Source organism: Lentzea sp. NPDC006480, assembly GCF_040611995.1.
GTDB lineage: Bacteria > Actinomycetota > Actinomycetes > Mycobacteriales > Pseudonocardiaceae > Lentzea.
On the sequence record NZ_JBEXPJ010000023.1, the window covers coordinates 35,167 to 60,310 of the forward strand.

At 67.9% G+C, this 25,144-nt stretch carries 27 protein-coding genes and 1 pseudogene; 9 read left to right on the top strand and 19 right to left on the bottom strand.

The features are described from left to right. Positions 1–32: 32 nt before the first annotated feature. Both ABZX92_RS12250 and ABZX92_RS12255 read right to left on the bottom strand, forming a co-directional pair. Positions 33–2,198, bottom strand: coding sequence for an EAL domain-containing protein (locus tag ABZX92_RS12250; RefSeq protein WP_355557175.1), 2,166 nt, complete (start codon positions 2,196–2,198; stop codon positions 33–35). 60 nt (positions 2,199–2,258) lie between these two features. Further along, positions 2,259–3,071 (bottom strand): SAM-dependent methyltransferase, encoded by an 813-nt coding sequence (locus ABZX92_RS12255; RefSeq protein WP_355557177.1) that lies wholly within the window; start codon positions 3,069–3,071, stop codon positions 2,259–2,261. 92 nt (positions 3,072–3,163) lie between these two features. On the opposite strand from ABZX92_RS12255, the gene ABZX92_RS12260 reads away from it, so the two are divergent. Both ABZX92_RS12260 and ABZX92_RS12265 read left to right on the top strand, forming a co-directional pair. Next, positions 3,164–4,069: a pentapeptide repeat-containing protein gene (locus ABZX92_RS12260; RefSeq protein WP_355557180.1), complete on the top strand. Its 906-nt coding sequence runs from the start codon at positions 3,164–3,166 to the stop codon at positions 4,067–4,069. Between the two features lies 1 nt (position 4,070). After that, positions 4,071–5,111: a hypothetical protein gene (locus ABZX92_RS12265; protein WP_355557182.1), complete on the top strand. Its 1,041-nt coding sequence runs from the start codon at positions 4,071–4,073 to the stop codon at positions 5,109–5,111. Here ABZX92_RS12265 and ABZX92_RS12270 read toward each other — a convergent pair. Then, positions 5,025–5,828 (bottom strand): annotated as a pseudogene (locus ABZX92_RS12270) (LysR family transcriptional regulator); the annotation flags it as partial. The gene ABZX92_RS12265 and the pseudogene ABZX92_RS12270 sit on opposite strands and share 87 nt — an antisense overlap. 78 nt (positions 5,829–5,906) lie before the next feature. On the opposite strand from ABZX92_RS12270, the gene ABZX92_RS12275 reads away from it, so the two are divergent. Together ABZX92_RS12275 and ABZX92_RS12280 are read left to right on the top strand one after the other, a co-directional pair. Further along, complete coding sequence (locus ABZX92_RS12275) at positions 5,907–6,746, top strand: aldo/keto reductase (RefSeq protein ID WP_355557185.1); 840 nt, start codon at positions 5,907–5,909, stop codon at positions 6,744–6,746. Positions 6,747–6,788: 42 nt separating this feature from the next. After that, a complete protein-coding gene (locus tag ABZX92_RS12280) occupies positions 6,789–7,580 on the top strand; it encodes a lysozyme (RefSeq protein WP_355557187.1) in 792 nt (263 codons plus the stop codon). Between the two features lie 63 nt (positions 7,581–7,643). Here ABZX92_RS12280 and purL read toward each other — a convergent pair whose 3' ends face one another. The 3 genes from purL to purS are packed head-to-tail and all read right to left on the bottom strand — an operon-like array spanning position 7,644 to position 10,803. Then, a complete protein-coding gene (gene purL, locus ABZX92_RS12285) occupies positions 7,644–9,896 on the bottom strand; it encodes a phosphoribosylformylglycinamidine synthase subunit PurL (protein WP_355557188.1) in 2,253 nt (750 codons plus the stop codon). Next, the gene (purQ, locus tag ABZX92_RS12290; protein WP_355557190.1) at positions 9,893–10,567 is read right to left on the bottom strand and encodes a phosphoribosylformylglycinamidine synthase subunit PurQ; all 675 of its coding nucleotides are present in this window, start codon (positions 10,565–10,567) and stop codon (positions 9,893–9,895) included. The genes purL and purQ overlap by 4 nt, the downstream gene beginning before the upstream one ends. Next, positions 10,564–10,803 carry a phosphoribosylformylglycinamidine synthase subunit PurS gene (gene purS / locus ABZX92_RS12295; RefSeq protein WP_030465889.1) on the bottom strand — a complete coding sequence of 80 codons (240 nt, stop codon included), beginning with the start codon at positions 10,801–10,803 and terminating at the stop codon, positions 10,564–10,566. The genes purQ and purS overlap by 4 nt, the downstream gene beginning before the upstream one ends. Positions 10,804–11,145: 342 nt before the next feature. Here purS and ABZX92_RS12300 point away from each other — a divergent pair, with 342 nt between their 5' ends. Continuing rightward, the gene (locus ABZX92_RS12300; protein WP_355557192.1) at positions 11,146–12,126 is read left to right on the top strand and encodes an NAD-dependent epimerase/dehydratase family protein; all 981 of its coding nucleotides are present in this window, start codon (positions 11,146–11,148) and stop codon (positions 12,124–12,126) included. Here the strand turns inward: ABZX92_RS12300 and ABZX92_RS12305 are convergent. Continuing rightward, the gene (locus ABZX92_RS12305) at positions 12,110–13,234 is read right to left on the bottom strand and encodes a serine protease (protein ID WP_355557193.1); all 1,125 of its coding nucleotides are present in this window, start codon (positions 13,232–13,234) and stop codon (positions 12,110–12,112) included. The genes ABZX92_RS12300 and ABZX92_RS12305 overlap by 17 nt on opposite strands. Positions 13,235–13,300: 66 nt before the next feature. On the opposite strand from ABZX92_RS12305, the gene ABZX92_RS12310 reads away from it, so the two are divergent. Then, positions 13,301–13,924, top strand: a complete 624-nt coding sequence (locus tag ABZX92_RS12310; RefSeq protein WP_355557195.1) for an MBL fold metallo-hydrolase — start codon at positions 13,301–13,303, stop codon at positions 13,922–13,924. Here the strand turns inward: ABZX92_RS12310 and ABZX92_RS12315 are convergent. Both ABZX92_RS12315 and ABZX92_RS12320 read right to left on the bottom strand, forming a co-directional pair. After that, positions 13,887–14,537, bottom strand: coding sequence for a DUF2334 domain-containing protein (locus ABZX92_RS12315; protein WP_355557197.1), 651 nt, complete (start codon positions 14,535–14,537; stop codon positions 13,887–13,889). The two genes, ABZX92_RS12310 and ABZX92_RS12315, sit on opposite strands and share 38 nt — an antisense overlap. Positions 14,538–14,587: 50 nt before the next feature. Beyond that, entirely contained in the window at positions 14,588–15,463 is an 876-nt protein-coding gene (locus ABZX92_RS12320; protein WP_355557200.1) for a phosphoribosylaminoimidazolesuccinocarboxamide synthase, read from the bottom strand. An 89-nt stretch (positions 15,464–15,552) separates the two neighbouring features. Here ABZX92_RS12320 and ABZX92_RS12325 point away from each other — a divergent pair, with 89 nt between their 5' ends. Then, the gene (locus ABZX92_RS12325; RefSeq protein WP_355557203.1) at positions 15,553–15,981 is read left to right on the top strand and encodes a hypothetical protein; all 429 of its coding nucleotides are present in this window, start codon (positions 15,553–15,555) and stop codon (positions 15,979–15,981) included. Here ABZX92_RS12325 and ABZX92_RS12330 read toward each other — a convergent pair. Genes ABZX92_RS12330 through ABZX92_RS12360 form a run of 7 tightly spaced genes read right to left on the bottom strand, consistent with a single transcriptional unit; the run spans position 15,978 to position 21,408 of the window. Further along, positions 15,978–16,775 carry an MOSC N-terminal beta barrel domain-containing protein gene (locus ABZX92_RS12330; RefSeq protein WP_355557205.1) on the bottom strand — a complete coding sequence of 266 codons (798 nt, stop codon included), beginning with the start codon at positions 16,773–16,775 and terminating at the stop codon, positions 15,978–15,980. The genes ABZX92_RS12325 and ABZX92_RS12330 overlap by 4 nt on opposite strands. Further along, the gene (purB, locus tag ABZX92_RS12335; RefSeq protein WP_355557208.1) at positions 16,772–18,190 is read right to left on the bottom strand and encodes an adenylosuccinate lyase; all 1,419 of its coding nucleotides are present in this window, start codon (positions 18,188–18,190) and stop codon (positions 16,772–16,774) included. Before purB ends, ABZX92_RS12330 begins: the two co-directional genes overlap by 4 nt. A gap of 25 nt (positions 18,191–18,215) precedes the next feature. After that, complete coding sequence (locus ABZX92_RS12340; protein WP_355557210.1) at positions 18,216–18,986, bottom strand: hypothetical protein; 771 nt, start codon at positions 18,984–18,986, stop codon at positions 18,216–18,218. Further along, the gene (locus ABZX92_RS12345) at positions 18,983–19,516 is read right to left on the bottom strand and encodes a SigE family RNA polymerase sigma factor (protein ID WP_355557212.1); all 534 of its coding nucleotides are present in this window, start codon (positions 19,514–19,516) and stop codon (positions 18,983–18,985) included. Before ABZX92_RS12345 ends, ABZX92_RS12340 begins: the two co-directional genes overlap by 4 nt. A gap of 57 nt (positions 19,517–19,573) precedes the next feature. Beyond that, entirely contained in the window at positions 19,574–20,158 is a 585-nt protein-coding gene (locus ABZX92_RS12350; protein WP_355557215.1) for a TetR family transcriptional regulator, read from the bottom strand. 27 nt (positions 20,159–20,185) lie between these two features. Beyond that, positions 20,186–20,860 (bottom strand): hypothetical protein, encoded by a 675-nt coding sequence (locus ABZX92_RS12355; protein ID WP_355557218.1) that lies wholly within the window; start codon positions 20,858–20,860, stop codon positions 20,186–20,188. A gap of 29 nt (positions 20,861–20,889) precedes the next feature. Further along, a complete protein-coding gene (locus ABZX92_RS12360) occupies positions 20,890–21,408 on the bottom strand; it encodes a SigE family RNA polymerase sigma factor (protein WP_355557220.1) in 519 nt (172 codons plus the stop codon). 123 nt (positions 21,409–21,531) lie between these two features. Between ABZX92_RS12360 and ABZX92_RS12365 the strand changes: the two genes are divergently transcribed. After that, positions 21,532–22,533, top strand: coding sequence for a GntG family PLP-dependent aldolase (locus ABZX92_RS12365; RefSeq protein ID WP_355557278.1), 1,002 nt, complete (start codon positions 21,532–21,534; stop codon positions 22,531–22,533). 1 nt (position 22,534) lies between these two features. Further along, the gene (locus tag ABZX92_RS12370) at positions 22,535–23,131 is read left to right on the top strand and encodes an HAD family hydrolase (RefSeq protein WP_355557223.1); all 597 of its coding nucleotides are present in this window, start codon (positions 22,535–22,537) and stop codon (positions 23,129–23,131) included. Here ABZX92_RS12370 and ABZX92_RS12375 read toward each other — a convergent pair. Genes ABZX92_RS12375 through ABZX92_RS12385 form a run of 3 tightly spaced genes read right to left on the bottom strand, consistent with a single transcriptional unit; the run spans position 23,075 to position 25,136 of the window. Further along, positions 23,075–23,800: an ion channel gene (locus ABZX92_RS12375; RefSeq protein WP_355557226.1), complete on the bottom strand. Its 726-nt coding sequence runs from the start codon at positions 23,798–23,800 to the stop codon at positions 23,075–23,077. The two genes, ABZX92_RS12370 and ABZX92_RS12375, sit on opposite strands and share 57 nt — an antisense overlap. 39 nt (positions 23,801–23,839) lie before the next feature. Then, positions 23,840–23,989 (bottom strand): hypothetical protein, encoded by a 150-nt coding sequence (locus ABZX92_RS12380; RefSeq protein ID WP_030465871.1) that lies wholly within the window; start codon positions 23,987–23,989, stop codon positions 23,840–23,842. Between the two features lie 16 nt (positions 23,990–24,005). After that, on the bottom strand, positions 24,006–25,136 hold the full coding sequence (locus tag ABZX92_RS12385) for a pyridoxal phosphate-dependent aminotransferase (RefSeq protein ID WP_355557229.1): 1,131 nt from the start codon (positions 25,134–25,136) through the stop codon (positions 24,006–24,008). Positions 25,137–25,144 lie beyond the last annotated feature (8 nt).

Sequence of the window (25,144 nt, forward strand, 5' to 3'; positions counted from 1 at the left end):
CCACGCGGAGAGGCCGTCGGATGTTCTCCGGGCTACAGATCTCCCCGCAACAGGCTGTCGATGTTCTCGGGTGGGCCGGGACGAGCGAAGAACCACCCTTGACCCGTGTCGCAGCCCAGGCGCAGCAGTCGCGCGGCCTGCGCCGGCGTCTCCACACCCTCGGCCGTGACGCCCAACGAGAGAGCGTGCGCGAGCTGCACCAGCGTGGCCACGATCTGCGAGTCGACCGGGTCTTCCTCGTGCTCGGCCCGCAGCCCCTCCATGAACGAGCCGGCGATCTTCAGCTCGTGCACGGGCAGATGCTTCAGGTACGCGAGGTTCGAGTAGCCGGTGCCGAAGTCGTCGATCGCGATGCGCACACCCATGTCGCACAACGCCCGCAGCGCTTCCAGCGGCTCGTCGGCGGTGCCCATGATCGCCGACTCGGTCAGCTCCAGCTGCAGGTGGTGTGGCGGCAGCGCGCACTCGTCGAGGATGCGCTTCACGTCGCGGACCAGCTCCGGGTCGCGGGACTGGCGCACGGCCAGGTTCACCGACACGAACGGAGCCGCGTCGCCGAACTCGACCAGCCAGCGCCGGGCTTCCTCGCAGGCCTTGCGCAGCACCCACCGTCCTAACGGGACGATGAGGCCGGTCTCCTCGGCCAGCTCGATGAACCGGTCCGGCGCGAGCCGCCCGAACTCCGGGTGCTGCCAGCGCACCAGGGCCTCGACCCCGGTGAGCGTGGAGTCCTCCAGCCGCACCAGCGGCTGGTACTCGACGTAGAACTCGCCGCGTTCCAACGCGCGCGGCATCGTGGCCGACAGCGTGAACCGGGCGACCTCGCGGGCGTTGCGCTCCGGGTCGTACAACGCCCAGCGCGCCTTGCCGTCGGCTTTGGCCCAGTACAGCGTGATGTCCGCGTCGCGCATCAGGTCCGCGGACGTCGTGCCGGACAGCTGCCGTTCGACGATGCCGATGGACGCCGAGACCGACAGCTCGTGGCCCGCGATGCGGATCGGTGCTTCCAGCTCGGTCAGCACCCGGTCCGCCACGTCGACGATGTCCTGCTCGCCAGTCGAAGCCTCGACCAGGATCACGAACTCGTCGCCGCCCATGCGCGCGACCAGCTTGCCCTCGCCCGACACCGAGTGGTCGAGCCGCCGGCCGACCTCGACCAGGAGCTGATCTCCTATGTCGTGGCCCAGCGAGTCGTTGATGACCTTGAAGCCGTCCAGGTCCAGGTAACAAAGACCGGCCCGGACGTGCTTGGCCCGGTTGTTGAACACGCGGCCGAGCCGTTCGAGGAACAACGCGCGGTTCGGCAGGCCGGTCAGCGGGTCGTGCAGCGCCTGGTAGCGCAGGCGGTTCTGCAGCAGGTGGCGATCGGTGACGTCCTCGATCATCGCGACCTGGTACTGCGGCTCGCCGTGGTCGTCGCGGACCAGTGACAACGTCAGGTGCGTCCACACCTGCTCGCCGTCGGCCCGGTGGAAGCGCTTCTCGGCGCGGTAGTGGTCGCACTCGCCCGCGATGAGCTGGTCGTAGAGCCGCCACACGCTGCCCGCGTCCTCGGGGTGCATGAGGTCGCGCACGTTGTACTGGCGCATCTCCTCGACGCTGAACCCGAGCATGTCCTGAAGAGCCTGGTTGACGTCCAGTATCCGGCCCTCGATGTCCGCGATGCCGATGCCGATCGCGGCCTCGGTGAACATCGCGCGGAACCGGGCCTCGGACGCGCGCAGCATCGCTTCGGCCTGGTCACGGGCGTCCAGGACGGCCGCCCTGATCGCCTCCTGCTCGGCGAGCGTGCGTTCGCGCAGCGCTCGGGCGTACCCGGCGGCCAGCGCGCCCTGCAGGGCCGCGAGACGGGACTGCAGTCGCTCGTCACCGGGGAATCCCAGCTCGGCCAGCAGGTCGTCGCCGAGCAGCTGGACGGTGCGGCCCAGCGTGTCCGTGCCGGTGAAGTGCGCGTCGACCAGCTTCGAACCGATCTCGTAGCCGGTCGAGGTGCGGAACGGACTCGCGAACAGCGCCTCGACCAGCATCTCGGTGAGGTCCTGGAGGTGCTGCGCGACCTCGGCCCGGGTCATCGGCACGTAGCTGGAGCCGATCACCGCCGTGGCCCAGCTGCGCGCGAACGACTCGGCACCGGCCAGAACGGCCGGGTCCAAAGGAGAGCGGTCCTCGCGCAAACGCTGGTCTACCCGTTCGGTCATCTGTTCGGCCCTAACGCCACGAACGCGCAGCATACGGGCGGTCGCCGTGCGGAGTCACCTTTACTCCTTCCGGCCCACCGCGCCGAAGCCCGGAAACGGCGAGCCCGCCTCGTCCAGGTCGTCCGGCGACTCCGGGTGCCACGCGGGCAGTCGCGCGACACCGGGCTCGACCAGCGCGAACCCGTCGAAGAGCTTGGTGAACTCGACTTTGTTGCGATACGTCATCGGGGTGACGTTGCGGTCGTAGTTGGCCCGTGCCGCGCGGTACGAGCCGGTCTCCTCCTCGGCCTCGTAGCCCGCGTGGGACACGGCGAGGAAGCTGCCGGGAGCGAGACCGTCGCGGTAGCCGCCGACGATTCTCATCGGGTTGTCGTCGTCCGACACGAAATGCAGCAGCGCGATCATCAGAACGCCGACCGGCTCGTCGAGGTCCAGCTGCCCGGTGACCTCGGCCGAGGTGAGCACCGACTCCGGGTCCCGCACGTCGGCCTGCAGCACGCTCACCCGGTCGTTGCCGCTGAGCAGGGACCGGCTGTGCGCGACCGCGACCGGGTCCATGTCGACGTAGACGATCCGCGAGTCCGGGTCGACGGCCTGGGCGATCTCGTGCACGTTGCCGACGGTCGGGATGCCGGAACCGAGGTCGAGGAACTGCCGCACACCCCTGCCGAGCAGGTAGCGGACCGCCCGGCGCAGGAACGCGCGGTGGTTCAGCACGATGTTGCGCAGCTCCGGCAGGTACTCGAGGGTCTTCTGCGCGACGGCCCGGTCCGCGGCGAAGTTGTGCGCGCCGCCCAGCCAGTAGTCGTACACGCGCGCGACGCTCGGCCGTTCCAGGTCGATGTCCCCAGGCGCCCAGTTCGGCCGCTCCACTCGCCCACCCCGTTCGCTTCGGAACCCGTTCAGCCCATCATCGGCCAATACGCCATCCTGGTACACCACCTGGTTGGCAGAATGCCGATCTCGTGAGGTTCCTGCCGGTCGACGGTGCGCGCAAGCACCGCCGCGCGAAAAGTTTGCTCCTTCCGACCATTCTTGCCTCGGTCTGCGCGTTCGTGCTGGTCGGCGGCGTGTTGCTGCTCATCGATCCCGGCGCGCCCAAGCACGAGGCCATCAAGACGGGCGGGCTCGCGGGCGGTGCGATCGTGGCGCTCTACGCGTTGTGGCTGAACGACCGGCGCCGCAAGGTCGAGGAGGCTCGCCAGGAGCTCGAGAGCCAGCGCATCGAGCACGACAGGTCCAGAGTGGCCGACGAACGGTTCGCACGCGCTGTGGAGCTGCTGGGGCACGACGCGGCCCAGGTTCGCGTGGGCGCGATGCACGCGCTCGCCGGCCTGGCGAAGTCCAGGACCGACTACACGCAGACGGTGCTCGACATCCTCTGCGCGTACCTGCGCCGCCCGTACGAGAAGACGAGCAACGACCCCGAGGAGATCGAGCTGGAGGTCCGGCTCACCTCGCAACGGCTGATCGAGGCCCTGCTGCCACGTCTGGACGAGGAGAACGCCCCGCAGTACGACCTCAACCTGACCAAGGCGCACCTGGAGTTCATGGATCTCTCGTACCGGCAGGTCGGCGACCTCTACATGCGGGTCGCCCACTTCGAGGACTCCAACTCGTTCCACCACATGCTGATCCACGGCCACTTCTACGTCACCGAGGCCGTGGCGAACGGCCGGTTCCAGGTGCACCACACGGAGATTCGCGGCAAGGCGTGGTTCAGCCGGTTCAAGTCGCGCGGTCTCGCCGTGTTCACGAACACGAAGTTCGGCGGGGAGACCAAGTTCGCCGACTCGGAGTGGGCGGACGTGAAGGCCGACGGCTGTACGTTCGCGGTGGAAGCCGATCTTCCGGAAGCGTGGAGGAACTGACGTGAAGTGGCTGCTCGCCGTGGTGATGGCCGCCCTCGTCACCGCCGGGACCTCGGTCCTGCTCTGGTGGTTCAAGGCGCCGCCGGTGGAGATCGTGAAGACCGCGGGCGTGGCGGGCGGCGCGATCGTCGCGCTCTACGCGTTGTGGCTCAACGACAGGAAGCACTTCCTGGAAAGCGAGAAGACCGCGGACGAACGGTTCGCGCGCTCGGTAGAGCTGCTCGGCAACGAGGCGGACCAGGTGCGGGTGGGTGCGATGCACGCGCTGGCGGCGCTGGCGAACTCCACCCCGCGCTACCGGCAGACCGTGATCGACGTGCTGTGCGCGTACCTGCGCCGCCCTTTCGAGCACCCCTCTCACCTGGCCGAGCCGGCCGACCCCGACCAGGACTTCGGCGATGTGCCTCAGGCAGTCCGTCTGGAGCACCAGGTGCGGCTGACCGCGCAGCGGCTGATCAAGGACACGCTGTCGTGGCGGAAAACGCGCAAGCACTACCACCTGAACCTGGATCTGACCGGGGCGACGCTCGAGTACTTCTCCCTGGACGGCAGGCACGTCAACAGGTTCGTCGCCCGCCGAGCCCAGTTCTACGGCATCACGAACCTGCGCAACGTCCACGTGCAGAGCGTCACCTTGTTCTCCGGCGGCACGTTCCACGGCAGGCTGCAGATGGAGAACGGCAGGTTCGAGGGCGGGATCTCGTTCCAGGAGGTCACTTTCGCTCACGAGGTGGAGCTGAGCGGGGACTTCGGGACCGCCCAGTTGGGCAGGTTCTTCCACCCGTCACCGAAGGCGCCCGAGCAGCGCGGCGAGATGAAGGTGCTGGAGGGCACCGAGTTCCGCGAGCCCGCGACCGGCTGGCACCTAACCGGCAGCACGGAGGCGACCGGACTTGGCCTCGGCGACCATGTCGAGCAGGACGCTCGCGGCGGCGCTGACGGTGCTGCCCGTGACCACGACGGTCTCGGCAACGGGAAGGTCCCCGCGCAGGCCGATGAAGCACGCGCTGTTCGTCTTGACGACGAAGGACTGCGGGACTAGCGCGACCCCGAGGCCGAAGCCGACGAAGTCCAGCAGTGAGTGGACGTCGTTGACCTCGACGGCGACATGTCGCTCGACGCCGGCCGCGGCGAGCGTGCGGTCGACCTCGTCGCGCGTTCCCCAGTCGGGGTTGAAGTCGACGAACGGCAGGCCCGCGAGTTCTTTCAGGTCAACGGATTCTCTCGTGGCGAACGGACTCATGGGCGCGCACGCGAGCACCAGCGGTTCCGTGGCCAAAGTGGACACTCGCACGTCGTCGGCCATCTTCGGCTGCCGAGTGACGAACGCGAGGTCGAGCCGGCCCGCGCGGACCTCCTCGACCAGCTCGGCGTTGCCGGACTGGCGCATCCTGATCTCCACGCCGGGGTGGATCTCGTGGAACCGCGCCAGCACGGCGGGCAGGTGCACCACGTGCAGGCACTGCAGGCTGCCGACGGACAACGTGCCGCGCAGCAACCCCTGCACGGCGGCGACCGCGTCCCTGGCGGAATCGATGCTGGTCAGCGCCCTGCGCGCCTCGGGCAGCAGGGCTCGTCCGGCCTGCGTCAGCTCGACCTGGCGGGTGGTGCGCAGGAACAGCGGCGCGCCGAGCTCGACCTCCAGTGCCCGGATCGACGCCGAGAGCCCTGACTGGGAGACGTGCATCCGGCGCGCGGCCCTCGTGAAATGACATTCGTCGGCGACCGCGACGAAGTACTCCAGCTGTCTGAGTTCCACGATTCATCACCCGCAGTGCTCAATGAGATCACTTCTTTGCGTTGGACAGCTTAATCGAGGTGGTTCAGAGTGGAGGTCATGCAGAAGCGTCGTATCGGAGAAGTCGATGTCAGCGCGATCGGTCTGGGCGGCATGCCCATCTCCATCCAGGGCAGGCCGGACCGTGCGCAGGCCATCGAGACCATTCACGCCGCGCTCGACGCGGGCGTGACCTTCATCGACACCGCCGACGCCTACTCGCTCGACGACAGCGACTTCGGGCACAACGAGGAGCTGATCGCCGAGGCGTTGCGCGGCAGGTCCGAAGAGGTGTTCGTCGCCACCAAGGGCGGTCACACGCGCGTTGCCGGCGGCGGCTGGGCGCTCGACGGGCGTCCTGAGTACCTGCGCAAAGCCGTCGACGGGTCGTTGCGGCGGCTGGGTGTCGACCAGATCTTCCTGTACCAGTTCCACCGGCCGGACCCGAAGACGCCGATCGCCGAGTCGGTCGGCACGCTGAAGGAGCTGCTGGACAACGGCAAGATCCGCTACGCCGGTGTCTCCAACTTCAATCCGGACGAGATCGTGCAGGCCAACGAGATCCTGGACGGGCGGCTGACGGCGGTGCAGAACCAGTTCTCGCCGTCGTTCCGGTCGAGCGAGCCGGAGCTTGAGCTGTGCGACAAGCTCGGCATCGCGTTCCTGCCGTGGAGCCCGTTCGGCGGCATCAGCAAGGCGGGTGCGTTGAGCGGTCCGTTCAAGGAGGTCGGCGACGCGCACGGCGTGAGCGCGCACCAGGTGTGCCTCGCGTGGATGCTGGCGAAGTCCGAAGTGGTAGTCCCCATTCCGGGTGCTTCTCGACCGGCGAGCATCCGCGATTCGGCCCAGGCCACCCACCTGGAGTTGACCGAGGACGAGCTGACCCGCCTGGACGGGTGACCCCAGTGGCAAATTAGGACAAATGGTCGCACGATCTAGTCCATGCGGACCTTGATCAGCATCGTGGCGATCGTCGCCGGTATGACGCCGGCACCCGCGTCCGCGGCGCCCTTGCCAGAGGGCTCCGCGGACCACACGGCGGGTTCCCAGATCCTCAAGCACGAGGGCACAGGTGACCTCCGAACAGCGGAGGACCCACCGACAGACGGCAAAGTGCCCGGCATGGACGTCAGCAGCCACCAGGGCGACGTCGACTGGAAGTCCTCCTGGGACAAAGGAGCCCGGTTCGCCTACGTCAAGGCGACCGAGGGCACCCATTACCGGAACCCGAAGTTCACCCAGCAGTACGACGGTTCCTTGGCCGCCGGCATGATCCGCGGCGCGTACCACTTCGCGCTGCCGGACCGGGCCGACGGCGCGGCGCAGGCGAAGTTCTTCGTCGAGAACGGCGGTGGCTGGTCGCCTGACGGCCGCACGCTGCCACCGGCGCTGGACATGGAGTACAACCCGTACGGCGACACCTGCTACGACATGGACCAGGCCGCGATGACGGCGTGGGTGAAGTCGTTCAGCGACGCGGTTTTCGCGCGCACCAAGCGATATCCGGCGATCTACACGTCCACGAGCTGGTGGAACAAGTGCGTCGGTGGCTCGGTGAAGTTCGGCGACAACAACCCGTTGTGGGTCGCGCACTACAACTCGACGCTGGGGCCGTTGCCGCTCGGCTTCGACTTCCACACGATCTGGCAGTGGCAGGCCGCGGGCCTCTTCCCAGGCGACCAGAACCTCTTCAACGGCAAGTTCGAACAGCTGCAGCGCATCGCCGCCAGCTGACCGTACGCGGGGCCCCTTCGTACTCTCCTGCAGTACGAAAGCTCCCCGCGTACTGCAGGACAACTAGTCGAACAGGGCCGGGAGGGTGCCCTCCCAGGCCTCGCGGAGCTCGTCGAGCGGAAGTTCGCCGAGTCCCTGGATCTCCAGCGCCTTCGACTCCGGGTCGACGACACCGACCTTGCGCCACGGCAGACGGCGCGCGGTGCACATGTCCGTGAAGCGCTGCTCCTCCGTGCGGGGAACCGCGACCAGCACACGGCCGGCGGACTCGCTGAACAGCTCGGTGAACAGGTCGCCCTGCAGGAACACCCGCGCGCCCACCTCGCCGATCAGGCAAGTCTCGACCAGCGTCTGCGCCAGGCCGCCCTCGGAGAGGTCGTGCGCGGCGGAGACCATGCCGTCCCGGGAACCCGCGACGAGGACCTGGCCGAGCAGCTTCTCGCGCTGCAGGTCGACCTTCGGCGGCAACCCGCCGAGGTGGCCGTGCACGTGGTGGGCCCACTCGGAGCCGCCGAACTCGTTCTTCGTCTCGCCGAGCAGCAGCAGCGTCTCGCCGGCCTCCGCGCCGATCCCGGTGGGGATGCGGCGGCGCACGTCGTCGATCACGCCCAGCACACCCACGACCGGCGTCGGCAGGATCGCCGTGGTGCCGGTCTGGTTGTAGAAGCTGACGTTGCCGCCGGTCACCGGAATGCCGAGCTCCGCGCAGCCGTCCGCGAGGCCCTTCACGGCCTGCTCGAACTGCCACATCACGCCTGGATCCTCCGGCGAGCCGAAGTTGAGGCAGTTGGTGACTGCTACCGGCGTGGCACCGGTGGCCGCGACGTTGCGGTAGGCCTCGGCGAGCGCCAGCTTCGCGCCCTCGTACGGGTCGAGCTTGGTGTAGCGGCCGTTGCAGTCCGTCGAGAGAGCGACCCCGCGGCCGGTCTCCTCGTCGATCCGGATCATGCCGCCGTCGCTCGGCTGCGCGAGGACCGTGCCGCCGCGGACGTACCGGTCGTACTGCTGGGTGACCCACCTCTTGGAGGCCAGGTTGGGGCTGGCCGCCATGGTCTTGATCAGTTCCAGCAGGTTCTCGGGCCGCTCGAGGCTGTCCGGCGTGTTCGCCTGCAGCTCGTCCTGGTCCGCCGGGCGCTGGATCGGCCGGTGGTAGACCGGGCCCTCATGGGCGACGGTGCGCGGCGGCACGTCGACGACGACCTCGTCGTGGTACGTGATCACCAGGCGGTCGCCGTCGGTCACCTCACCGATCTCGGTGGCGATGACGTCCCACTTCTGGCAGACCTCCATGAACGCGTCGACGTTCTGCGGCTCGACGACCGCGCACATGCGTTCCTGGGACTCGCTGGAGAGGATCTCGGCCGGGGTCATGTTCTTCGCCCTGAGCGGGACCCGGTCGAGCCGGACGTGCATGCCGCCGTCGCCCGCGGACGCCAGCTCGCTCGTGGCGCAGGACAGGCCCGCGCCGCCGAGGTCCTGGATGCCGACGACGATGCCCTTCTCGAAGAGCTCCAGCGAGCACTCGATCAGGACCTTCTCCGTGAACGGGTCGCCGACCTGGACGCTCGGCAGCTTCTTGCGCTTGCCGGCGCTGTCGTCGAACGTCTCGCTGGCCAGGACGGAGACGCCGCCGATGCCGTCGAGGCCCGTGCGCGCGCCGTACAGGATGACCTTGTTGCCGGTGCCGCTCGCGTGCGCGAGGTGCAGGTCCTCCACTCGCATCGCACCGACGCACAGGGCGTTGACCAGCGGGTTGCCCTGGTACGACTCGTCGAACACGACCTCGCCGCCGATGTTCGGCAGGCCGAGGCAGTTCCCGTAGCCGCCGACACCCGCGACGATGCCGGGCAGGACGCGCTTGGTGTCCTCGGCGTCGGGCTTGCCGAACCGCAGCGGGTCCATGACCGCGAGCGGACGGGCACCCATGGCGAGGATGTCCCTGACGATCCCGCCCACGCCCGTCGCGGCACCCTGGTAGGGCTCGACGTACGACGGGTGGTTGTGGCTCTCGGCCTTGAACGTGACCGCCCAGCCGTCACCGATGTCGACGACGCCGGCGTTCTCGCCGATGCCCGCGAGCATCTTCGACTTCATCTCTTCGGTCGTGGTCTCGCCGAAGTACTTGAGGTGCACCTTGGACGACTTGTAGGAGCAGTGCTCGCTCCACATGACCGAGTACATGGCGAGCTCGGCGTCGGTGGGGCGCCTTTGGAGGATCTCCTTGATGCGCGCGTACTCGTCGTCCTTCAGGCCCAGCTCCTTGTAGGGCTGCTCCTGGTCGGGCGTGGCTTCCGCGTTCTTGACGGTGTCGATCATGCGTTCACCTGCACAGCGTCGAGAAGGCTCAAGAACATCCCCAGGCCGTCGTCGGTCGGGCCGGTGAGCGCGTCGATGGCGTGCTCGGGGTGCGGCATGAGGCCGACGACGTTGCCCCTGGCGTTGGTGATGCCCGCGATGTTGTTGCGGCTGCCGTTCGGGTTCTCGCCGACGTACCGGAAGACGATCCTGTTGTTGTCTTCCAACTCTTTGAGGGTGTCTTCGTCGGCCTGGTAGCCGCCCTCGCCGGACTTCAGCGGCACGAGGATCTCCGCTTTCAGGTCGTACCTGGTGGTCCACGGCGTGCTGTTGTTCTCGACGCTCAGCCACTGGTCGCGGCACACGAAGTGCAGCTTGTGGTTGCGGACGAGCGCGCCCGGCAGCAGGTGGGCCTCGGCGAGGATCTGGAAGCCGTTGCAGATGCCCAGCACCGGCATCCCCTTGTGCGCGGCCTCGATCACTTCCTGCATCACCGGCGCGAACCGGGCGATGGCACCACAACGCAGGTAGTCGCCGTACGAGAACCCACCGGGAACGATGACGGCGTCGACACCCTTGAGGTCGTGGTCGCCGTGCCAGAGCGGCACAGCCTCCCCGTCCGCGTACCTGACGGCGCGGAGTGCGTCGACGTCGTCGAGCGTGCCGGGGAAGGTGATGACACCGACCCTCATGCCTCGACCCTGCGCACGGTCCAGTCCTCGATCACGGGGTTGGCGAGGAAGGTCTCTGCGATCTTGGCGAGCGTGGCGTCGTCGACGTCGTCGGCGACCTCCAGCTCGAAGTGCTTGCCCTGACGGACGGCGGTGATGCCGTCGAAGCCAAGACGCGGCAGCGCGTTCGCCACCGCCTGGCCTTGCGGGTCGAGAATTTCGGGCTTCGGCATGACGTCGACGACGACTCGGGCCACGACAGACTGCTCCCGGGTTTGAGGGGCTGGCGGTACTCGCAGACCCTACCTGACCTGGGGGTTCATCAACTCGACACGTGGTGGGCGGCACATCTTCACTCGATGGTGAGCCGGTGAGGATGTGCCGCTGAGCATGTGTCGCGGTGAAGCCGACAGCATCCGGTTTCGGGCATCGCAGGTTCGCCGCGTTGCTCAGCCGCGGGGCTCGATCACAGCTGCCAGCAGGCACGAGGTCCAGCCGGTCGGGTCCGAACGACTGGGTATCGGACCCATTCCAGCAAGCTATTTCGCCGAAAGCGAGACCGGTGGCACCCGAGCCGGATCGGACGGATGCTGGAGATCATGAAGATCCTGGTGCTCGGCGGAACCGTGTTCCTCAGCAAGGCCATCACGGCGGAGGCGGTGCGCCGGGGCCACGAGGTGCTGTGCGGCGCTCGTGGTTCCTCGGGTGAGGTCCCCGACGGCGCGCGTCTCGTCTCGATCGACAGGAACAAGCCCGGAGCGTTCGACCAGTTGGTGGGCGAGCAGTTCGACTCGGTCATCGACGTGTCCAAGTACTCGGTGAACTGGGTGCGGGATGCGCTGGAGGCGTTCGGCGCGACGACGCCGCACTGGACGTTCGTGTCCAGCATCTCGGTCTACGCGGACCACGGCACCGGCAGCGACGAGCTGCTGCCGCCGTTGGAGGACGACCCGACTCAGGAGTTCACGTCGGAGCGGTACGGCAGCGTGAAGGTCGCCAGCGAGATCGCGGTGAGAGAAGCCGTCGCCGGGCGCGAGTTCATCGTCCGGGCCGGGCTGATCACCGGGCCGGACGACCCGAGCGACAGGTTCGGGTACTGGCCCGCGCGCTTCAGCAAGGGTGGTCGGGTCGTCGTGCCGGACAGTCCTGATCTCGGGTTCCAGCACATCGACGTGCGAGATCTGGCGCAGTGGATCGTGTTCGCGGCTGAAGAGAGGGTCACCGGCACGTACGACTCGACCGGGCCGGTCATGCCGTTCCAGATGGCGATCGGGGAGATCGCGGGCGCCACGGCGGCACCGGGCACGCAGATCGCCAGCGTGTCCGAGAAGGTCCTGGAGCAGCTGGAGATCAACCCGTGGGCCGGGCCGCGGTCGTTGCCGCTGTGGCTGCCGCAGGAGTGGGCCAAGATGGTCGGCCGCGATGTCAGCAACGCGTTCGCCAACGGGCTCAAGACGAGGCCGCTCGCCGAGACCGCGCTCGACTCGCTGGAGTACGAGCGCGGCCTCGGGCTGGACCGGCCCCGCAAGGCCGGGCTCACCGCGGAGGAAGAGCAGGAAATCCTTACAGCAGCGGGTTGATCTGCGCGGCGACGAGGTCGATGCGCACGCCCTGGTTCGGGCAGCCGCCGAAGTGGTGGAGCCCGATCACCTTGTGCGTGCGCCTCGACAGCACCGGCGAACCGGACGAACCGCCTTCGGTGTCGCACATGTAGCTGATGTCGGACTGCGAGACGTTGCCGTTCACGCGCACCGCTCGCACGATGCAGTAGCCGGAGCCGTTGTTGGTGTCGCGCAACGACAACTTCTTGAGCTTCCCGGCCGGGTGACCGATGACGTACATCTCCTCACCTACGTCCGGAACGCGCGCGTCCAGCTCGAGATAGCCGAACGAGCTGATGGTCTCGAAGTTCTTCACGTTGAAGAGGGTGTAGTCGAGGCCGGAGTCGGTCTTCAGCACGCGGTCCGCCATCACCTTGGTGACTGCGGCCGAAGCGGTGCCGCCGCAGGTCGGGCACTGGTAGTTGAACCAGACCTCGATGCCGCTGGTGCTGGTGAAGCAGTGGTTGTTGGTGAGCAGGTTGTTCTTCGGGCCGACCCGCCACGCCGTGCACAGCGAGCTGCCGTTCTTCAGCAGCTTCGCGACGGACGCGGTCTTGCCCCACTCGGTCGGGTTGCTCGACTGGTAGCAGACCGCGTCCTTGTAGTCGTTCGTGCCGCAGATGCTCTGCACGGACGGCTGCGAGGACATCTCGGCCTCGGTGTAGCCGCGCGTGATCTTGTCGATCCGCACGCGCGACAGCGGGTTCTTCACCGACACCACGGCTGATGAACCGGTGATCGACATGGCCCAGAAACCAGTCGCATCCGGGGTCGCCGTCAACGAAGATCGAAGATCCCGGTTGTAGGTGTACTTCTCGGTGCCGTCAGGGTTCGACACCGTGAGCACGTCGCCGGGCAGGATCCGGAGGTCGGTGAAATGGATCTTCACATAACCGGAACCCGGCCTGTCGATCACAGCAGAACGATCGGCACCACCCACGCGGACTGAGATCGATTCCTCAGTTCCGATCTCCTGCGACTGCTGCGAGGCAGCCTGAGCAGGAGTAGAGGTGGTGGTAGCAGGGACGAAGGACGTCATCGGCAGGGCGAGCGCCAGTGCCGTGAGGAGTTGCAGGGTTTTCCTCATGCCTTTTGATACTTCCGACGTCACCTGACCGTGTCAGCCCGCCAAAAGTCGGTAATGGAGGAATCCGTGCGAGTTGTCCATTTCGGCCACGCCTGCGTGCTTCTGGACACCGGGTCGACGCGCATCCTGATCGACCCCGGCACGTTCTCCGCGGGGTTCGAGGACGTGCAGGACCTGGACGCAGTGCTCATCACGCACCAGCACTACGACCACCTGGACGCCGAGAGGCTGCCCGCGCTGCTGGCCAAGAACCCGCAGGCGCAGCTCATCGTGGACGAGGGATCGGCACCGAGCGTCGAGAATCCGACGGTCGCCCGGCCGGGCGACGTCATCAAGGTCGGCGACACCACCGTGAAGGTCGCCGGCGGCCAGCACGCGATGATCCACCAGGACATCCCGATCGTGCCGAACACCGCGTACGTGGTCGGCGACGGCGCGTTCTACCACCCCGGCGACTCGCTGTTCGTGCCGGACGAGGACGTCGACGTGCTCGGCCTGCCCGCCGGAGCGCCGTGGCTGCGGCTCGGCGAGGCCGTCGACTTCATGCGCGCGGTCAAGCCGCGCGTCGCCGTGCCCATCCACGAGAAGCTGCTGTCGATGCCGCAGAACGCCTACGCGATCTTCGACATGTTGAAGCCGGAGGGCACGGAGGTCAGGCCGCTGACGCCTGGCGAGGAGACGGCAGTTTGACGTAGGTCGTCGGCGCGGCGTCGTGGGCGAGTGCGATGTCCACGGCGTCGAGCACGGCCTGCCGCGCACCCGGCCGGTCCAGGTCGCGGGCGTCGACGGTGATCCTGGTCAGGCCACCGCGGCGCGCGGACCGGGCCGCCGCGTAGACCAGCGCGAGCGACCGCAGCTCGCCGAAGCTGCTGCGCTCGGTCAGCGCGTGCAGCCGGCCCAGCGTGGCGAGGCCTGTGCCGACGTCGCGCACGGCGTGGGCGTCGGCGCAGCGGTTGAACTTGTGCTTGGCCAGCGCGATCAACATGCCGGGCGAGGCGACGCAACGCCGTGGGGCGAACGTGGCGGTGTTCAGGCCGATGGCTTCCATCTGCACGCGGGCACCCGTCAACAACAACCCCGCCTCGTAGGCAGGGAGCCGCCGCTGGCCGAGACCGTGCAGCACGACGTCATCGCCGAGCGCGGCGCGCTGCCGCACCCATTCCTGCGCCTTGCCGAGCTCGCGAGGGATCACGAGCAGCGACAACGGCACCTTCCGCGGGTCGAGAGCCGCGGCGAGATCAGCGCATCGGTCGAGTGTCTGCGGACCGATGCCGGACAGTGAGACCACGAGCTGTGAATGCACGCTCTGAGTGCGCCATGCCGTGGTGACATCCGCGTGAAACCAGAGCTAACTCACGCGAGCCAGTCAGCGAAAGACCGGCCAGTAAGCCGCTCGTACGCCTCGATGTACCTGTTTCGGGTGGCTTCCACGACGTCCGCGGGCAGCGGAGGCGGCGGTACGTCCGACTTGCGGTCCCAGCCGGACGCGTCGGACGTCAGCCAGTCGCGGACGTACTGCTTGTCGAACGACGGCTGCACACGACCCGGCTCGTAGCCCTCGGCCGGCCAGTACCGCGACGAGTCCGGCGTGAACACCTCGTCGGCCAGGATCAGCTCGCCGGACGCGTCCAGCCCGAACTCGAACTTCGTGTCCGCGAGGATCAGGCCGCGCGTCAACGCGTACGCGCGCGCCTCGCTGTACAGCTCGATCGTCCGGTCGCGCAGCTTCGACGCCAGCTCGACGCCGTGCTTCTCCGCGATGACCTCGAACGACACGTTCTCGTCGTGCGCCCCGATCTCGGCCTTCGACGCGGGCGTGAAGATCGGCGGCGTCAGCTCGGACGCCTCGACCAGGCCGGCCGGCAGCTCGATCCCGCACACCGCACCGGTCGCCGTGTAGTCGGCCATGCCCGAGCCGGTCAGGTAGCCGCGCGCCACGCACTCGACGTCGACCATCCGCAGCTTGCGCACCAGCAGCGCGCGGCCGCGGACCTCGGCCGGAATGCGCGGGTCGTCGCAGGCGACCAGGTGATTCGGGGCAAGCCGCTCGAACCAGAACACGCTCATCGCCGTCAGCACGCGGCCCTTGTCCGGGATCTCGGTGCTCAGGACGTGGTCGTAAGCGGAGATCCGGTCCGACGCGACGAACAACAGCAGCTCGTCGTCGACGTCGTAGAGTTCGCGAACCTTGCCGCGGGCGACGTGCTGGTAGTCAGCGAGCGTAGGCACGCTGGTCAGCCTACGTGCCCGTGTTCCGGAAACCGACGTACACCCCTGCACCCCTACAGATCAAGCTCTCTGACGCTTAAGGTGCACCCGTGCTCACCCGTAAGGCGCTGTGGATTCCGGCTTTGGCGAGCCTGGGACTGCTCATCGTGCTGGGCGTGGCCGGGTGGAGCATCGACTCCAGCCCGCTCTCCTCCCCGGCGTCGAGCCCGCAGCCGACCACTCCGACCCAGTCGGTCAGCATCGTGCCGACACCGGACGTCGTCGACATCACGGTCAACACCACGACCCCGACGACGACCACCACGACGACCGCGCAGCCGAAGCCGCCACCCGTGCAGGCACCGCCGCCGCCCCCGCAGACCACGACGCCGAGCACGCCCCCGCAGCAGGGTTTGCTGGTCAACGAGGGTGCGCGGTGCGATCCCGAGGGCGCGAGCGGCATCGGGCTGCTCGGTGAACCGCTGGTGTGCAAGAAGGACAGTCAGCGCGGCGACCGCCTGCGCTGGCAGAAGGCCTAGACCGGAGCCCACTCCAGCACGTCGATCTTGTCGCCGACCGCCAAGGTACCGGTGGCGACCACGGCCGCCTTCATCCCGAAGATCACGCCGCCGTCCGGGTCACGCCGGTAGGTGGCCAGCGTTCGGGTCGGCTCCGGGCCGTCCTTCAGACCGGTCTCCTGGTCGACCATCGGCACGGCACACCGCACGCAGTCCTTGGCGTAGGCCAGTTCCACGTCACCGATCACCGCTCGCCGCACCCGGTCCTCGGTGTGCGGCTCCGGCCAGCCGGACACGACGACGTTGGGGCGGAAGCGGTTCATCGGCACCGGTTCGGCGCCGCGTTCCAGGATCCGCTCGTTCAGGCCGTCCAAAGAGGACAGCGAGATCATCAGCAATGCGTGCGCGTCCGCGTACCCGACCAGGCCCGCGTTCTGCCCGCCCGACTCCCGGCGCAGGTCAGGCGGCGTTCGCACGAGCCGCACGGACATGCCGAGCGCGTCCGAGAACGACTCGGCGGCCGCGTCCCCCTGGTCGATTCCGGTGCCCTGCCACTTGTGCACGACGACCGGAACCCGAGGCCCGTCAACGACAACCGGGAACGACTGACCGCCGTGGAACAACGCGGAGCCCGAAAGGTGCGGACGCAGCGCGGCCATCGCGGGCACCTTGCGCTGCGACAGGAACACTCCGTCGTCGTCGACCAGCATCATCATCCGGTCGCCGCGCAACCCCGTGAGTTCGACCGGAGAAGCCGCGACGGAGTACCCGCCGCAGCCCTTGATCGGGTAGACGACCAGATCGGAAACGATCACAGAATCGGCTCCGGCTCGTAGGCCGGGTACTTGTCGACCACCGCGGCGACCTGCTCCACGACCGACGCGACCTGCGCCGACGCCACGCCCGTGAACGACAGGCGGTCGGCCAGCAGCGCGTCCAGCGCGGCCCGGTCGAGCGGCAGGCGCTCATCCGCGGCCAGGCGGTCGAGCAGGTCGTTCTCCGCCAGACCCTGCTCGCGCATCGCCAGCGCGACGGCCACCGCGTTCTCCTTGATGGCCTGGTGCGCGGTCTCGCGGCCGACCCCCGCGCGCACGGCCGCCATCAGCACCTTCGTCGTGCCGAGGAACGGCAGGTACCGGTCCAGCTCCCGCGCGACCACGGCCGGATACGCACCGAACTCGTCCAGCACCGTCAGGAAGGTCTCCAGCAGCCCGTCGAACGCGAAGAACGCGTCCGGCAGCGCGACCCGGCGGACCACCGAGCACGACACGTCGCCCTCGTTCCACTGGTCGCCGGCGAGCTCGCCGACCATCGAAAGGTAGCCGCGCAAGATCACCGCGAAGCCGTTCACGCGCTCGCACGACCGCGTGTTCATCTTGTGCGGCATGGCGGACGAGCCGACCTGACCGGGCCTGAAGCCCTCGGTCACCAGCTCGTGGCCGGCCATCAAACGAATGGTCTTCGCCACCGACGACGGCGCCGCCGCGAGCTGCACCAGCGTGGACACCACGTCGAAGTCGAGCGAGCGCGGGTAAACCTGGCCGACCGACGTCAGCACGCGCTCGAAACCCAGGTGGCCGGCGACCGTGCGCTCCAGCTCGTCCAGCTTCTCCGGCGTGCCGAGCAGGTCGAGCATGTCCTGGGCGGTGCCGACCGGGCCCTTGATGCCGCGCAACGGGTACCGCGAGATCAGCTCGTCCAGCCGCGAGAACGCGACCAGCAGCTCATCCGCCCCGGTCGCGAACCGCTTGCCCAGCGTCGTGGCCTGCGCCGCCACGTTGTGCGAACGACCGGCCATCACCAGGTCGGAGTGCTCAGCAGCGAGCCGCGCGAGGCGTCCGAGCACCGCCGCGACCTTGGACCGGATCAGCTCCAACGACCGCAGCACCTGCAGCTGTTCGACGTTCTCGGTCAGGTCGCGCGAGGTCATGCCCTTGTGGACCTGCTCGTGGCCCGCCAGCGCGTTGAACTCCTCGATGCGCGCCTTCACGTCGTGCCGGGTGACCCGCTCACGCGCCGCGATCGACTCCAGGTCAACCTGCTCCAGCACGCGCTCGTAGTCGGCGATCGCACCCGTCGGCACGTCGATGCCAGCGGCCGCCTGGGCACGCAACACGGCGAGCCACAGCTGGCGCTCCAGCACGATCTTGTGCTCGGCCGACCAGAGCGTCGCGAGCGACGTGGAGGCGTAGCGACCTGCGAGGACGTTGGCGATGCGCGGCTTGGTCACCTCGCCAGATTAGTGCAAGCCGCACTCACTCCCAGTCCACCTGCGGGTCCGTGACCAGCGTTGTGAGCACTCCCACGCGCGCCGGCACGGTCTGCCGCGATCCCAGACCGGACGCCGGGTTGTAGCTGTAGCTCGCGATCCGCACGCGGAACCCGCTCGGGAAGCTGCGCACCGCCTCGGCACGCGTGATCTCCGGAGTCCCGTCGGTGAACTCGGCCTCGGTGACGACCGACCCGTCCTTCTGCTGGATCTCGTGGCACGAGACCGAACCCACGCAGAAGTTCTTCGTGGAGAACTCGACCTTGGCGCCTTCCACGCGCAACGAGGTCGGGCCGATCTCGTCGGTCAGGAACACGTAGCCGGTGAACTGGGGATCGCTCGGCTTCCTCACCTGACTCGACATAGGCACTGATGTCATGCCCGGCATGGGGTAGTTGAACCCACCGGTGCGGAAGTCCGAGTAGGTCTCCTTGACGTTCGGCATGGTCAGCGCGAGCTTCTCCACCAGCGTGTCGCCGATCCGCTGGAGCTTCTTGTCGTACGCCTCGGTCGGGGGTGCCGACGAGCTCGTCTGGCCGTCGGCGCCGAGCTGGCTGTCCCGGTCGCGCGGCAGCAGTCCCGGCAGCGCCAGCGACGCCACGGCGATCATCGCCGTAGCCACTCCCACACCCACCAGCGCTCGGCGGCGACTTTTTTTCTGCTCGACCCGCCTGATCAGCGTGTCCGGGTCGAAGTCGAGCGGCGGCTCGTCCCAGACGGCCAGCAGCATTCCCTCGCGGATCTCCTGCTCACTCACGACGCGACCCTCCCCGAACTGCTGTCGAGCTTCTCCACGATGGCGCGCAACGTCGCGAGGCCGCGCGCCGTCTGGCTTTTGACCGTTCCCTCGGTGCAACCCATGGCCACCGCCACCTCGGCGACCGACAGGTCTTCGAAATAACGCAGCACCAGCACCGCCCGTTGTCTTGGCGGCACCTGCAGCAACGCGGTGTGCACCAGCTCACGCGCCCACAGCTTCGCGCTGGTCGTGTCGGGATCGGAGGTGGCGTCGGCGGCGTCCGGCAGCTCCCCGTCCCGCTGCTCGGCTCTGCGCCACGGCCTGCGCTTCTCGTCCAGCCAGGTGCGCAGCAGCACCTTGCGGGCGTAAGCGATCAGGTTGTCGAGATCCTTGATGCGCTTCCAGGCCGTGTACATCTTCATCAGGCTGGACTGCATCAGGTCTTCTGCCGTGTGCCAGTCACCGCAGAACAGATAGGCAGTGCGTCGCAAAGACGCGGCATTGGCCGCCGCGAACTCGCGAAAGCCCTGCTCATCGGCCTTGCGCATGCGATCCCCTCTCGCGTCCTCAAACAGGGGAACGCGTCAGAGGAACGCGAGGTTGCATCACTCGTGACGCGAAAGGGCCGTTCGGAGCATCCTGGCCGCCACACCGCGAGGATCCGACTTGAGCTCGATGAACGAGTTGACCACCGATCCGTCGACCAGCGCGATCAGCTCCTCGACCCGGTCCGGCGCGATGTCCCGGCCGGAGCGGGCGAAGATGTCGGCGATCAGCGCGTGCAGCTCGGTGGACAGCACGCGCATCAACGGCCGCAGGTACGGGCGGCGGCCGGTCGCGACCAGGCGTTCGTAGCGCAGCAGCATCGTCTCGGTGTCGGTGACGGCCTCGCCGACCAGCAGGTCGAGGATGAGCTCGATCAGCACGGCGTCGTCGGACAGCTCGGCGGAGAGCGCGGTGAGCCGCTCCCGGCACCTCGCCAGCTCCGTGCGGCCGTGGAACTCCACCGCGGCGGTGATCAGCTCGTCGAGCGAGTCGAAGTAGTACGTGGTCGAGGCGAGCGGCAGACCTGCGCGTTCGGCGACCGCTCGGTGCCTGACCGCGTCGAACCCGCCCTCCACGAGCAGTTCGGACGCGGCCTCGACCAGCGCCTGCCGCCTGCGCTCACCCTTGGGGGTTGCTGCCGTCATAGTCGCGCCAGAGTACTTGGCCGCCGATCAGAACCTGGGGGCCAGTGCGTCCGCGATGGGCTTGGCCTTGCCCTTGAACTGGCCGTCGCCCTGGGTGAACACGTAGAGGTCGTGCCCGCTCGCGGTCCTCTTCTTCTCCGTCAGCGCACCGTCCGGAGGTTCGAACGCCTGCGGCGTGACGATCGCGGTGACCGTCAGTCCGTCGATCTTGAACGAGGCCGAGCGGGAGTCGGGCGAGCAGGTCACGGTGGGGGGCATCGCGAAGTCCGGTGAGACCGAAAGCTCTCCGGCGAGGGCGTCGGCGAGCTCTCGGTCCACCTCCACGCAGCCCTGCACTGCGCGTTCACCGGCCGAGGGGCCGGTGCTTCCCGGCGTGGACATGTCCCCCTGCGTGGACACGTCGCCAGGGAAGTTCGGTTGAGCCTGTTGCTGCTGCGGGGCCTTCAGCTCGGTCTGCGGTGGTGCGTCCTGCTGACCCGAACCCGCGTTGTCGGAGGTGTTGGTCGTGCCGAACCAGCCGGCACCCGCCATCACACCGCCGAAGCCGAGCACCACGACCAGCGTAGTGCCGACGGCGATGGAGTTGCGCCTGCGGAGGGTGGCGCGTCGCGAAGCCGTTCGGACGTCGCCCGCGTCGAAGGACGCCGGTGGTGCGTCGTGCGCGGCGTCGCGGAACAGGTCCGCGAGCTTCTGCTCGTCCATCTACGTCCTCCTCTCGCTGGTCACGACGTTCACGACGCCGGTCGCAAATCGTCGATGGCGTCGCCAAGAGCTTCCCGCAGCGCGGTCAGCCCGCGTGCGGTCTGACTCTTCACAGTTCCTTCCGAGCACTTCAGCACTTCGGCCGTGGCCGTTACGTCGAGGCCCTCCAGGAACCTCAGCACGAGCACGGCCCGTTGCCTGGGCGGGACTCTGCGCAGGCCCTTCATCAACGCCTCGCGCGTCGCGACCGTCTCGCCGATCTCATGGTCCGTCGTCGGCGACTCGGGCAGCTCGTCGGTGAACTTCTCGCGCCGCCACGGACGGCGCGACTCGTCGATCACCGCGCGCACCAGCGTGCGCCGCACATAGGCGTCGAGAGCCTGCTTGTCCCGGATCTTCCGCCACCTCCTGTGCACCGCCACGAAAGCTGTCTGCGCGAAGTCGTCAGCGCGGTGCCAGTCGCCGCACAGCAGGTATGCCGTTCGGCGCACGGCCTCACGGCGAGCCACGAAGTACTCCGCGAACTCCTGCTCGTCGCGCTGATCCACGCGGACTGCTCTCCGCTCGTTCTACGAGTTGCACTGACGGGACGGAATCTGAGGCAACAACGGTTGCACGAACCATCGGCGAGAGCTACATCACCCCCTCGGTCGTTCACCGGATGTGATGTGATCGGGGCCGTGACCCCCATCGACCTGCGCTCGGACACCGTGACTCAGCCGGACGAGGAGATGCGCCGTGCGATGGCGTCGGCCGAGGTCGGCGACGACGTGCTGGACCACGACCCGACCATGGCGCGGCTGGAGGAGCGCGTCGCCGCGTTGCTCGGCGTGGAAGCCGCTCTCTGGGTTCCCTCCGGCTCCATGGGAAACCTGATCGCGTTGTTCCTGCACCTGCGCCGCGGTGATCGGTTCCTGGCTCCGCTCGGTGCGCACGTGCTGGACGCCGAACTCGGGACCGCTGCTTGGCTCGCGGGCGGGATGCCGCACGCGTTGGCTGTCATGTCTCCGGAAGCCGTGGTCGCCGCTGGTGGTGGCGAGTCTCCTTACTACGGACTGAACACCACGTTGTTGTGCTTGGAGAACACGCACAACGCGTCTGGTGGCACGGTGACCACGGCTGATGAGCACGCACTGCTGGTGTCGGCGGCTCGGTCGGTCGGGCTGGCCGTGCACCTCGACGGGGCTCGGTTGTGGAACGCGTCGGTGGCGCTCGGGGTGCCGCTGACTTCGCTGACTGCCGGCGCGGACACCGTGCAGGTGTGTCTGTCGAAGGGACTCGGCGCGCCGGTCGGGTCTGTCGTGGCCGGGTCTGCCGCTTTCGTGGTCGAGGCCCGGCGGGTGCGGAAGATGCTCGGCGGCGGGGTTCGGCAGGGCGGGGTGCTGGCGGCTGCCGGTCTCGTCGCGCTGGACCGCGTTGATCGCTTGGCTGCCGATCACTCGAACGCTGCGGAGCTGGCGTCCGGCCTGCGTTCGCTGGGCTGGGACGTCGCCGAGCCCGCGACCAACATCGTCCTGGCGTCGGTGCCGGACCTGGACAAGACATTGGCGTCGTTGCGCGAGGTCGGGGTTTTCGCCAGTCCGATGTCCGGCAAGGTTCGGTTCGTGACACACGGCGACGTGGACTCGTCCGACATCGCCGAGGTGCTGCGCCGTATACGAGAGGACGCCTGAGATGCGCTGGATCGTGTTCGACTTCGGCGAGGTCATCAGCCAGCGGAACCCGGCGATCCCCGCGATGGCCGCGCGGCTCGGTGTTTCGGTGGAGCAGTTCGAATCCGCGTACTGGGACCGGGACGCCTACGACCGCGGCGGGTCGGACGCGGACTACTGGGCGTTGATCGGGTCGTCGCTCGGATTGTCCTTCGACGACGCCACCGTGCGCGAGATGACCGAGCTGGACAACTCGGGCTGGCTGGACGAGCCGGTGGCGGAAACCGTTGCGCTGCTTGAGGATCTTTCGGCTTTGGGAGTACCGCTCGCACTGCTGTCGAACGCGCCGTCGACGTTCGCGCGGCTGGCCGAGAAGGTGCCGTGGGCCAAGCACTTCCGGCACCTGGTCTTCTCCGGTGATCTCGGCTGCGCCAAGCCGGATGCCGCGATCTGGCACCACGTCGAGACCGTCGTCGGCTCGTCGGACCTGATCTTCTACGACGACCGCTCCTCGAACGTCGAGGGCGCTCTCATCGCGGGCTGGGACGCTCGGTTGTGGACGTCAGCTGCCGCTGCGCGTGTTGAGCTCCGCGCGGAGTTCGGCGATCTCGGCGCGTAGGTTTTTCAGCTCCCGCACGGTTTCGTGCTCGGCTTCCTCGACGCCGCGCAGCTTCTCCACGAGCCAGCTGGCGATCGTTCCGGTGATCACACCGAGCAGGGCGATACCGCCGACCATCAGCAGGCCCGCGACCAGCCGCCCCTCGGCGGTGACCGGGTAGCGGTCGCCGTAGCCGACCGTCGACATGGTCGTGAGCGTCCACCACAGCGCATCGCCGAACGTGGTGATGCTCGCGTTTTCCGCGTGCCTTTCCGCGTCCAGCACACCGAGGCTCGCGCAAAAAGCGACGATTACCGTCACCCCGGCGACATAAATGCTCACGCGTTGCCGGATTTTGTGCTGGAACTTCTTGTTGAGCAGCGTTATGACCGTGATCAGCCTCAGCACGCGCAGTTGCCTGACCATCGGCAGAACGACCGCGGCGAGGTCGAAGAGATGGGTTTTGAAGAACCAGAACTTGTTGTTGGCGAGCGTGAACCTGGTGACGTAGTCGGCCGCGAACACGCCCCAGACCAGCCACAACACGATCTCCAACGAGAAGTGCATGGTCCCGTGGTCGTCGAAGACCTGCCACGCGTAGGCGACGAGGAACAGCACCGCGAGTGCCGTCAGTGGCCACTCGACCTTTCGCTCCCACCGCTCGAGGCGGGCCTCGTTGGACTGCAACACCGCTTCATGGTGAGTGGTGTGCGGCATTTAGACCAGGGCCTACCGCCGGGATTTGATCGCACCGTAAGCAGCTGTGCCTGCGAGGAGTAGTCCCCCAATCACAGCGAGCCAGAAAAGCCCCTTCACGACGGCTCCGACGACGGCGAGCACGATCCAGATCGCCACCAGCCAGCCGATGATCGCCCACATGGTTGCCCCTCCCCTTCTACAGCCATGCCTTCAGACGATTCAACGCTTCTTCGATGTCCTGTGTTGCACCGGCGAACGACATCCGCACGAAGTGGTGCCCGTCGACGGGGTCGAAGTCGATGCCGGGGACGATCGCGACGCCCGTGTCGTCGAGGAACCGGCGGCAGAACGCCATCGAGTCGTCCGTGAGGTGCCGGACGTCCGCGTAGACGTAGAAGGCGCCGTCAGCCGGGGCGAGCTTGACGATGCCGAGGTTCGTCAGGCCTTCGAGGAGGATGTCGCGGTTGGTTTTGTACCTTTTCAGGTGCAGTGCCGTTTCCGCGTAGGCGTCTTCGTGAAATGCCTCGACTGCGGCGTATTGCGCCAATGCGGGCGGGCACAACGTGAAATTGCCGGTCAGGCAGTCGACTGCCCTTCTGAGCCGCTCCGGCAGCAGCATCCAGCCGAGTCGCCAGCCCGTCATCGCGAACGCCTTCGAGAACGAGTTGACGACGATGGCTTCTTTCGAGGTCTCCCAGGCGCAGTGCAGCGGTTCGCCGTAGCTGATGCCGTGGTAGATCTCGTCGCTGACCAGCTGCACGCCGTTGGTCTGGCACCACCGCGCGATCGGGCCGATGTCCACCGTGGTCCCGGTGGGGTTGGCCGGGCTGGCGACGATCACGCCCTTGAGGTCCGGGGTGAGCATCTCGACCGTGGGCTGGAAACGCGTTTCCGGGCCGCACGGCAGCTCGACGACCTCGCATCCCAGTGCCTTCAGGATGTTGCGGTAGGCGGGGTAGCCGGGCCGGGCCAGGGCGACCTTGTCACCGGCGTCGAACGCGGCCAGGAACGCCAGCGTGAAGGCGCCGGACGACCCCGTCGTGACCACCACGTCGTCCGCGGTCACGACGAGGTCGTACTGGCGCTTGTAGTGCCCGGCGATGGCGCTGCGCAGCTCGGGGATGCCGAGCTGTTCGGTGTAGCCCAGCGCGTGCTCGTTCAGGGCTTTCGCCGCCGCGTCCCGCACGGGTTTGGGCGCCGGGCTGGAAGGCTGCCCGGCGGCCAGCGAGATCACGTCACCGTGCGTCCGCTGCCTTTGCGCGGCAGCGGAAAGCACGTCCATGACGTGGAAGGGCGGTACGTCGGCGCGGGCGGCCACGGTCAGCATGCCGACAG

Excerpts from the sequence above, each read along its gene's own strand:
- ABZX92_RS12345 (WP_355557212.1), bottom strand. The coding sequence starts at position 19,516 with ATGCGCAAGGCCGATGAGCAGGGCTTTCGCGAGTTCGCGGCGGCCAAT.
- purQ (WP_355557190.1), bottom strand. The coding sequence starts at position 10,567 with ATGAGGGTCGGTGTCATCACCTTCCCCGGCACGCTCGACGACGTCGAC.
- ABZX92_RS12305 (WP_355557193.1), bottom strand. The coding sequence starts at position 13,234 with ATGAGGAAAACCCTGCAACTCCTCACGGCACTGGCGCTCGCCCTGCCG.
- ABZX92_RS12385 (WP_355557229.1), bottom strand. The coding sequence starts at position 25,136 with ATGCTGACCGTGGCCGCCCGCGCCGACGTACCGCCCTTCCACGTCATG.
- ABZX92_RS12370 (WP_355557223.1), top strand. The coding sequence starts at position 22,535 with ATGCGCTGGATCGTGTTCGACTTCGGCGAGGTCATCAGCCAGCGGAAC.
- ABZX92_RS12300 (WP_355557192.1), top strand. The coding sequence starts at position 11,146 with ATGAAGATCCTGGTGCTCGGCGGAACCGTGTTCCTCAGCAAGGCCATC.
- ABZX92_RS12280 (WP_355557187.1), top strand. The coding sequence starts at position 6,789 with ATGCGGACCTTGATCAGCATCGTGGCGATCGTCGCCGGTATGACGCCG.
- ABZX92_RS12250 (WP_355557175.1), bottom strand. The coding sequence starts at position 2,198 with ATGACCGAACGGGTAGACCAGCGTTTGCGCGAGGACCGCTCTCCTTTG.
- ABZX92_RS12350 (WP_355557215.1), bottom strand. The coding sequence starts at position 20,158 with ATGACGGCAGCAACCCCCAAGGGTGAGCGCAGGCGGCAGGCGCTGGTC.
- ABZX92_RS12275 (WP_355557185.1), top strand. The coding sequence starts at position 5,907 with ATGCAGAAGCGTCGTATCGGAGAAGTCGATGTCAGCGCGATCGGTCTG.
- purL (WP_355557188.1), bottom strand. The coding sequence starts at position 9,896 with ATGATCGACACCGTCAAGAACGCGGAAGCCACGCCCGACCAGGAGCAG.
- ABZX92_RS12380 (WP_030465871.1), bottom strand. The coding sequence starts at position 23,989 with ATGTGGGCGATCATCGGCTGGCTGGTGGCGATCTGGATCGTGCTCGCC.
- ABZX92_RS12355 (WP_355557218.1), bottom strand. The coding sequence starts at position 20,860 with ATGGACGAGCAGAAGCTCGCGGACCTGTTCCGCGACGCCGCGCACGAC.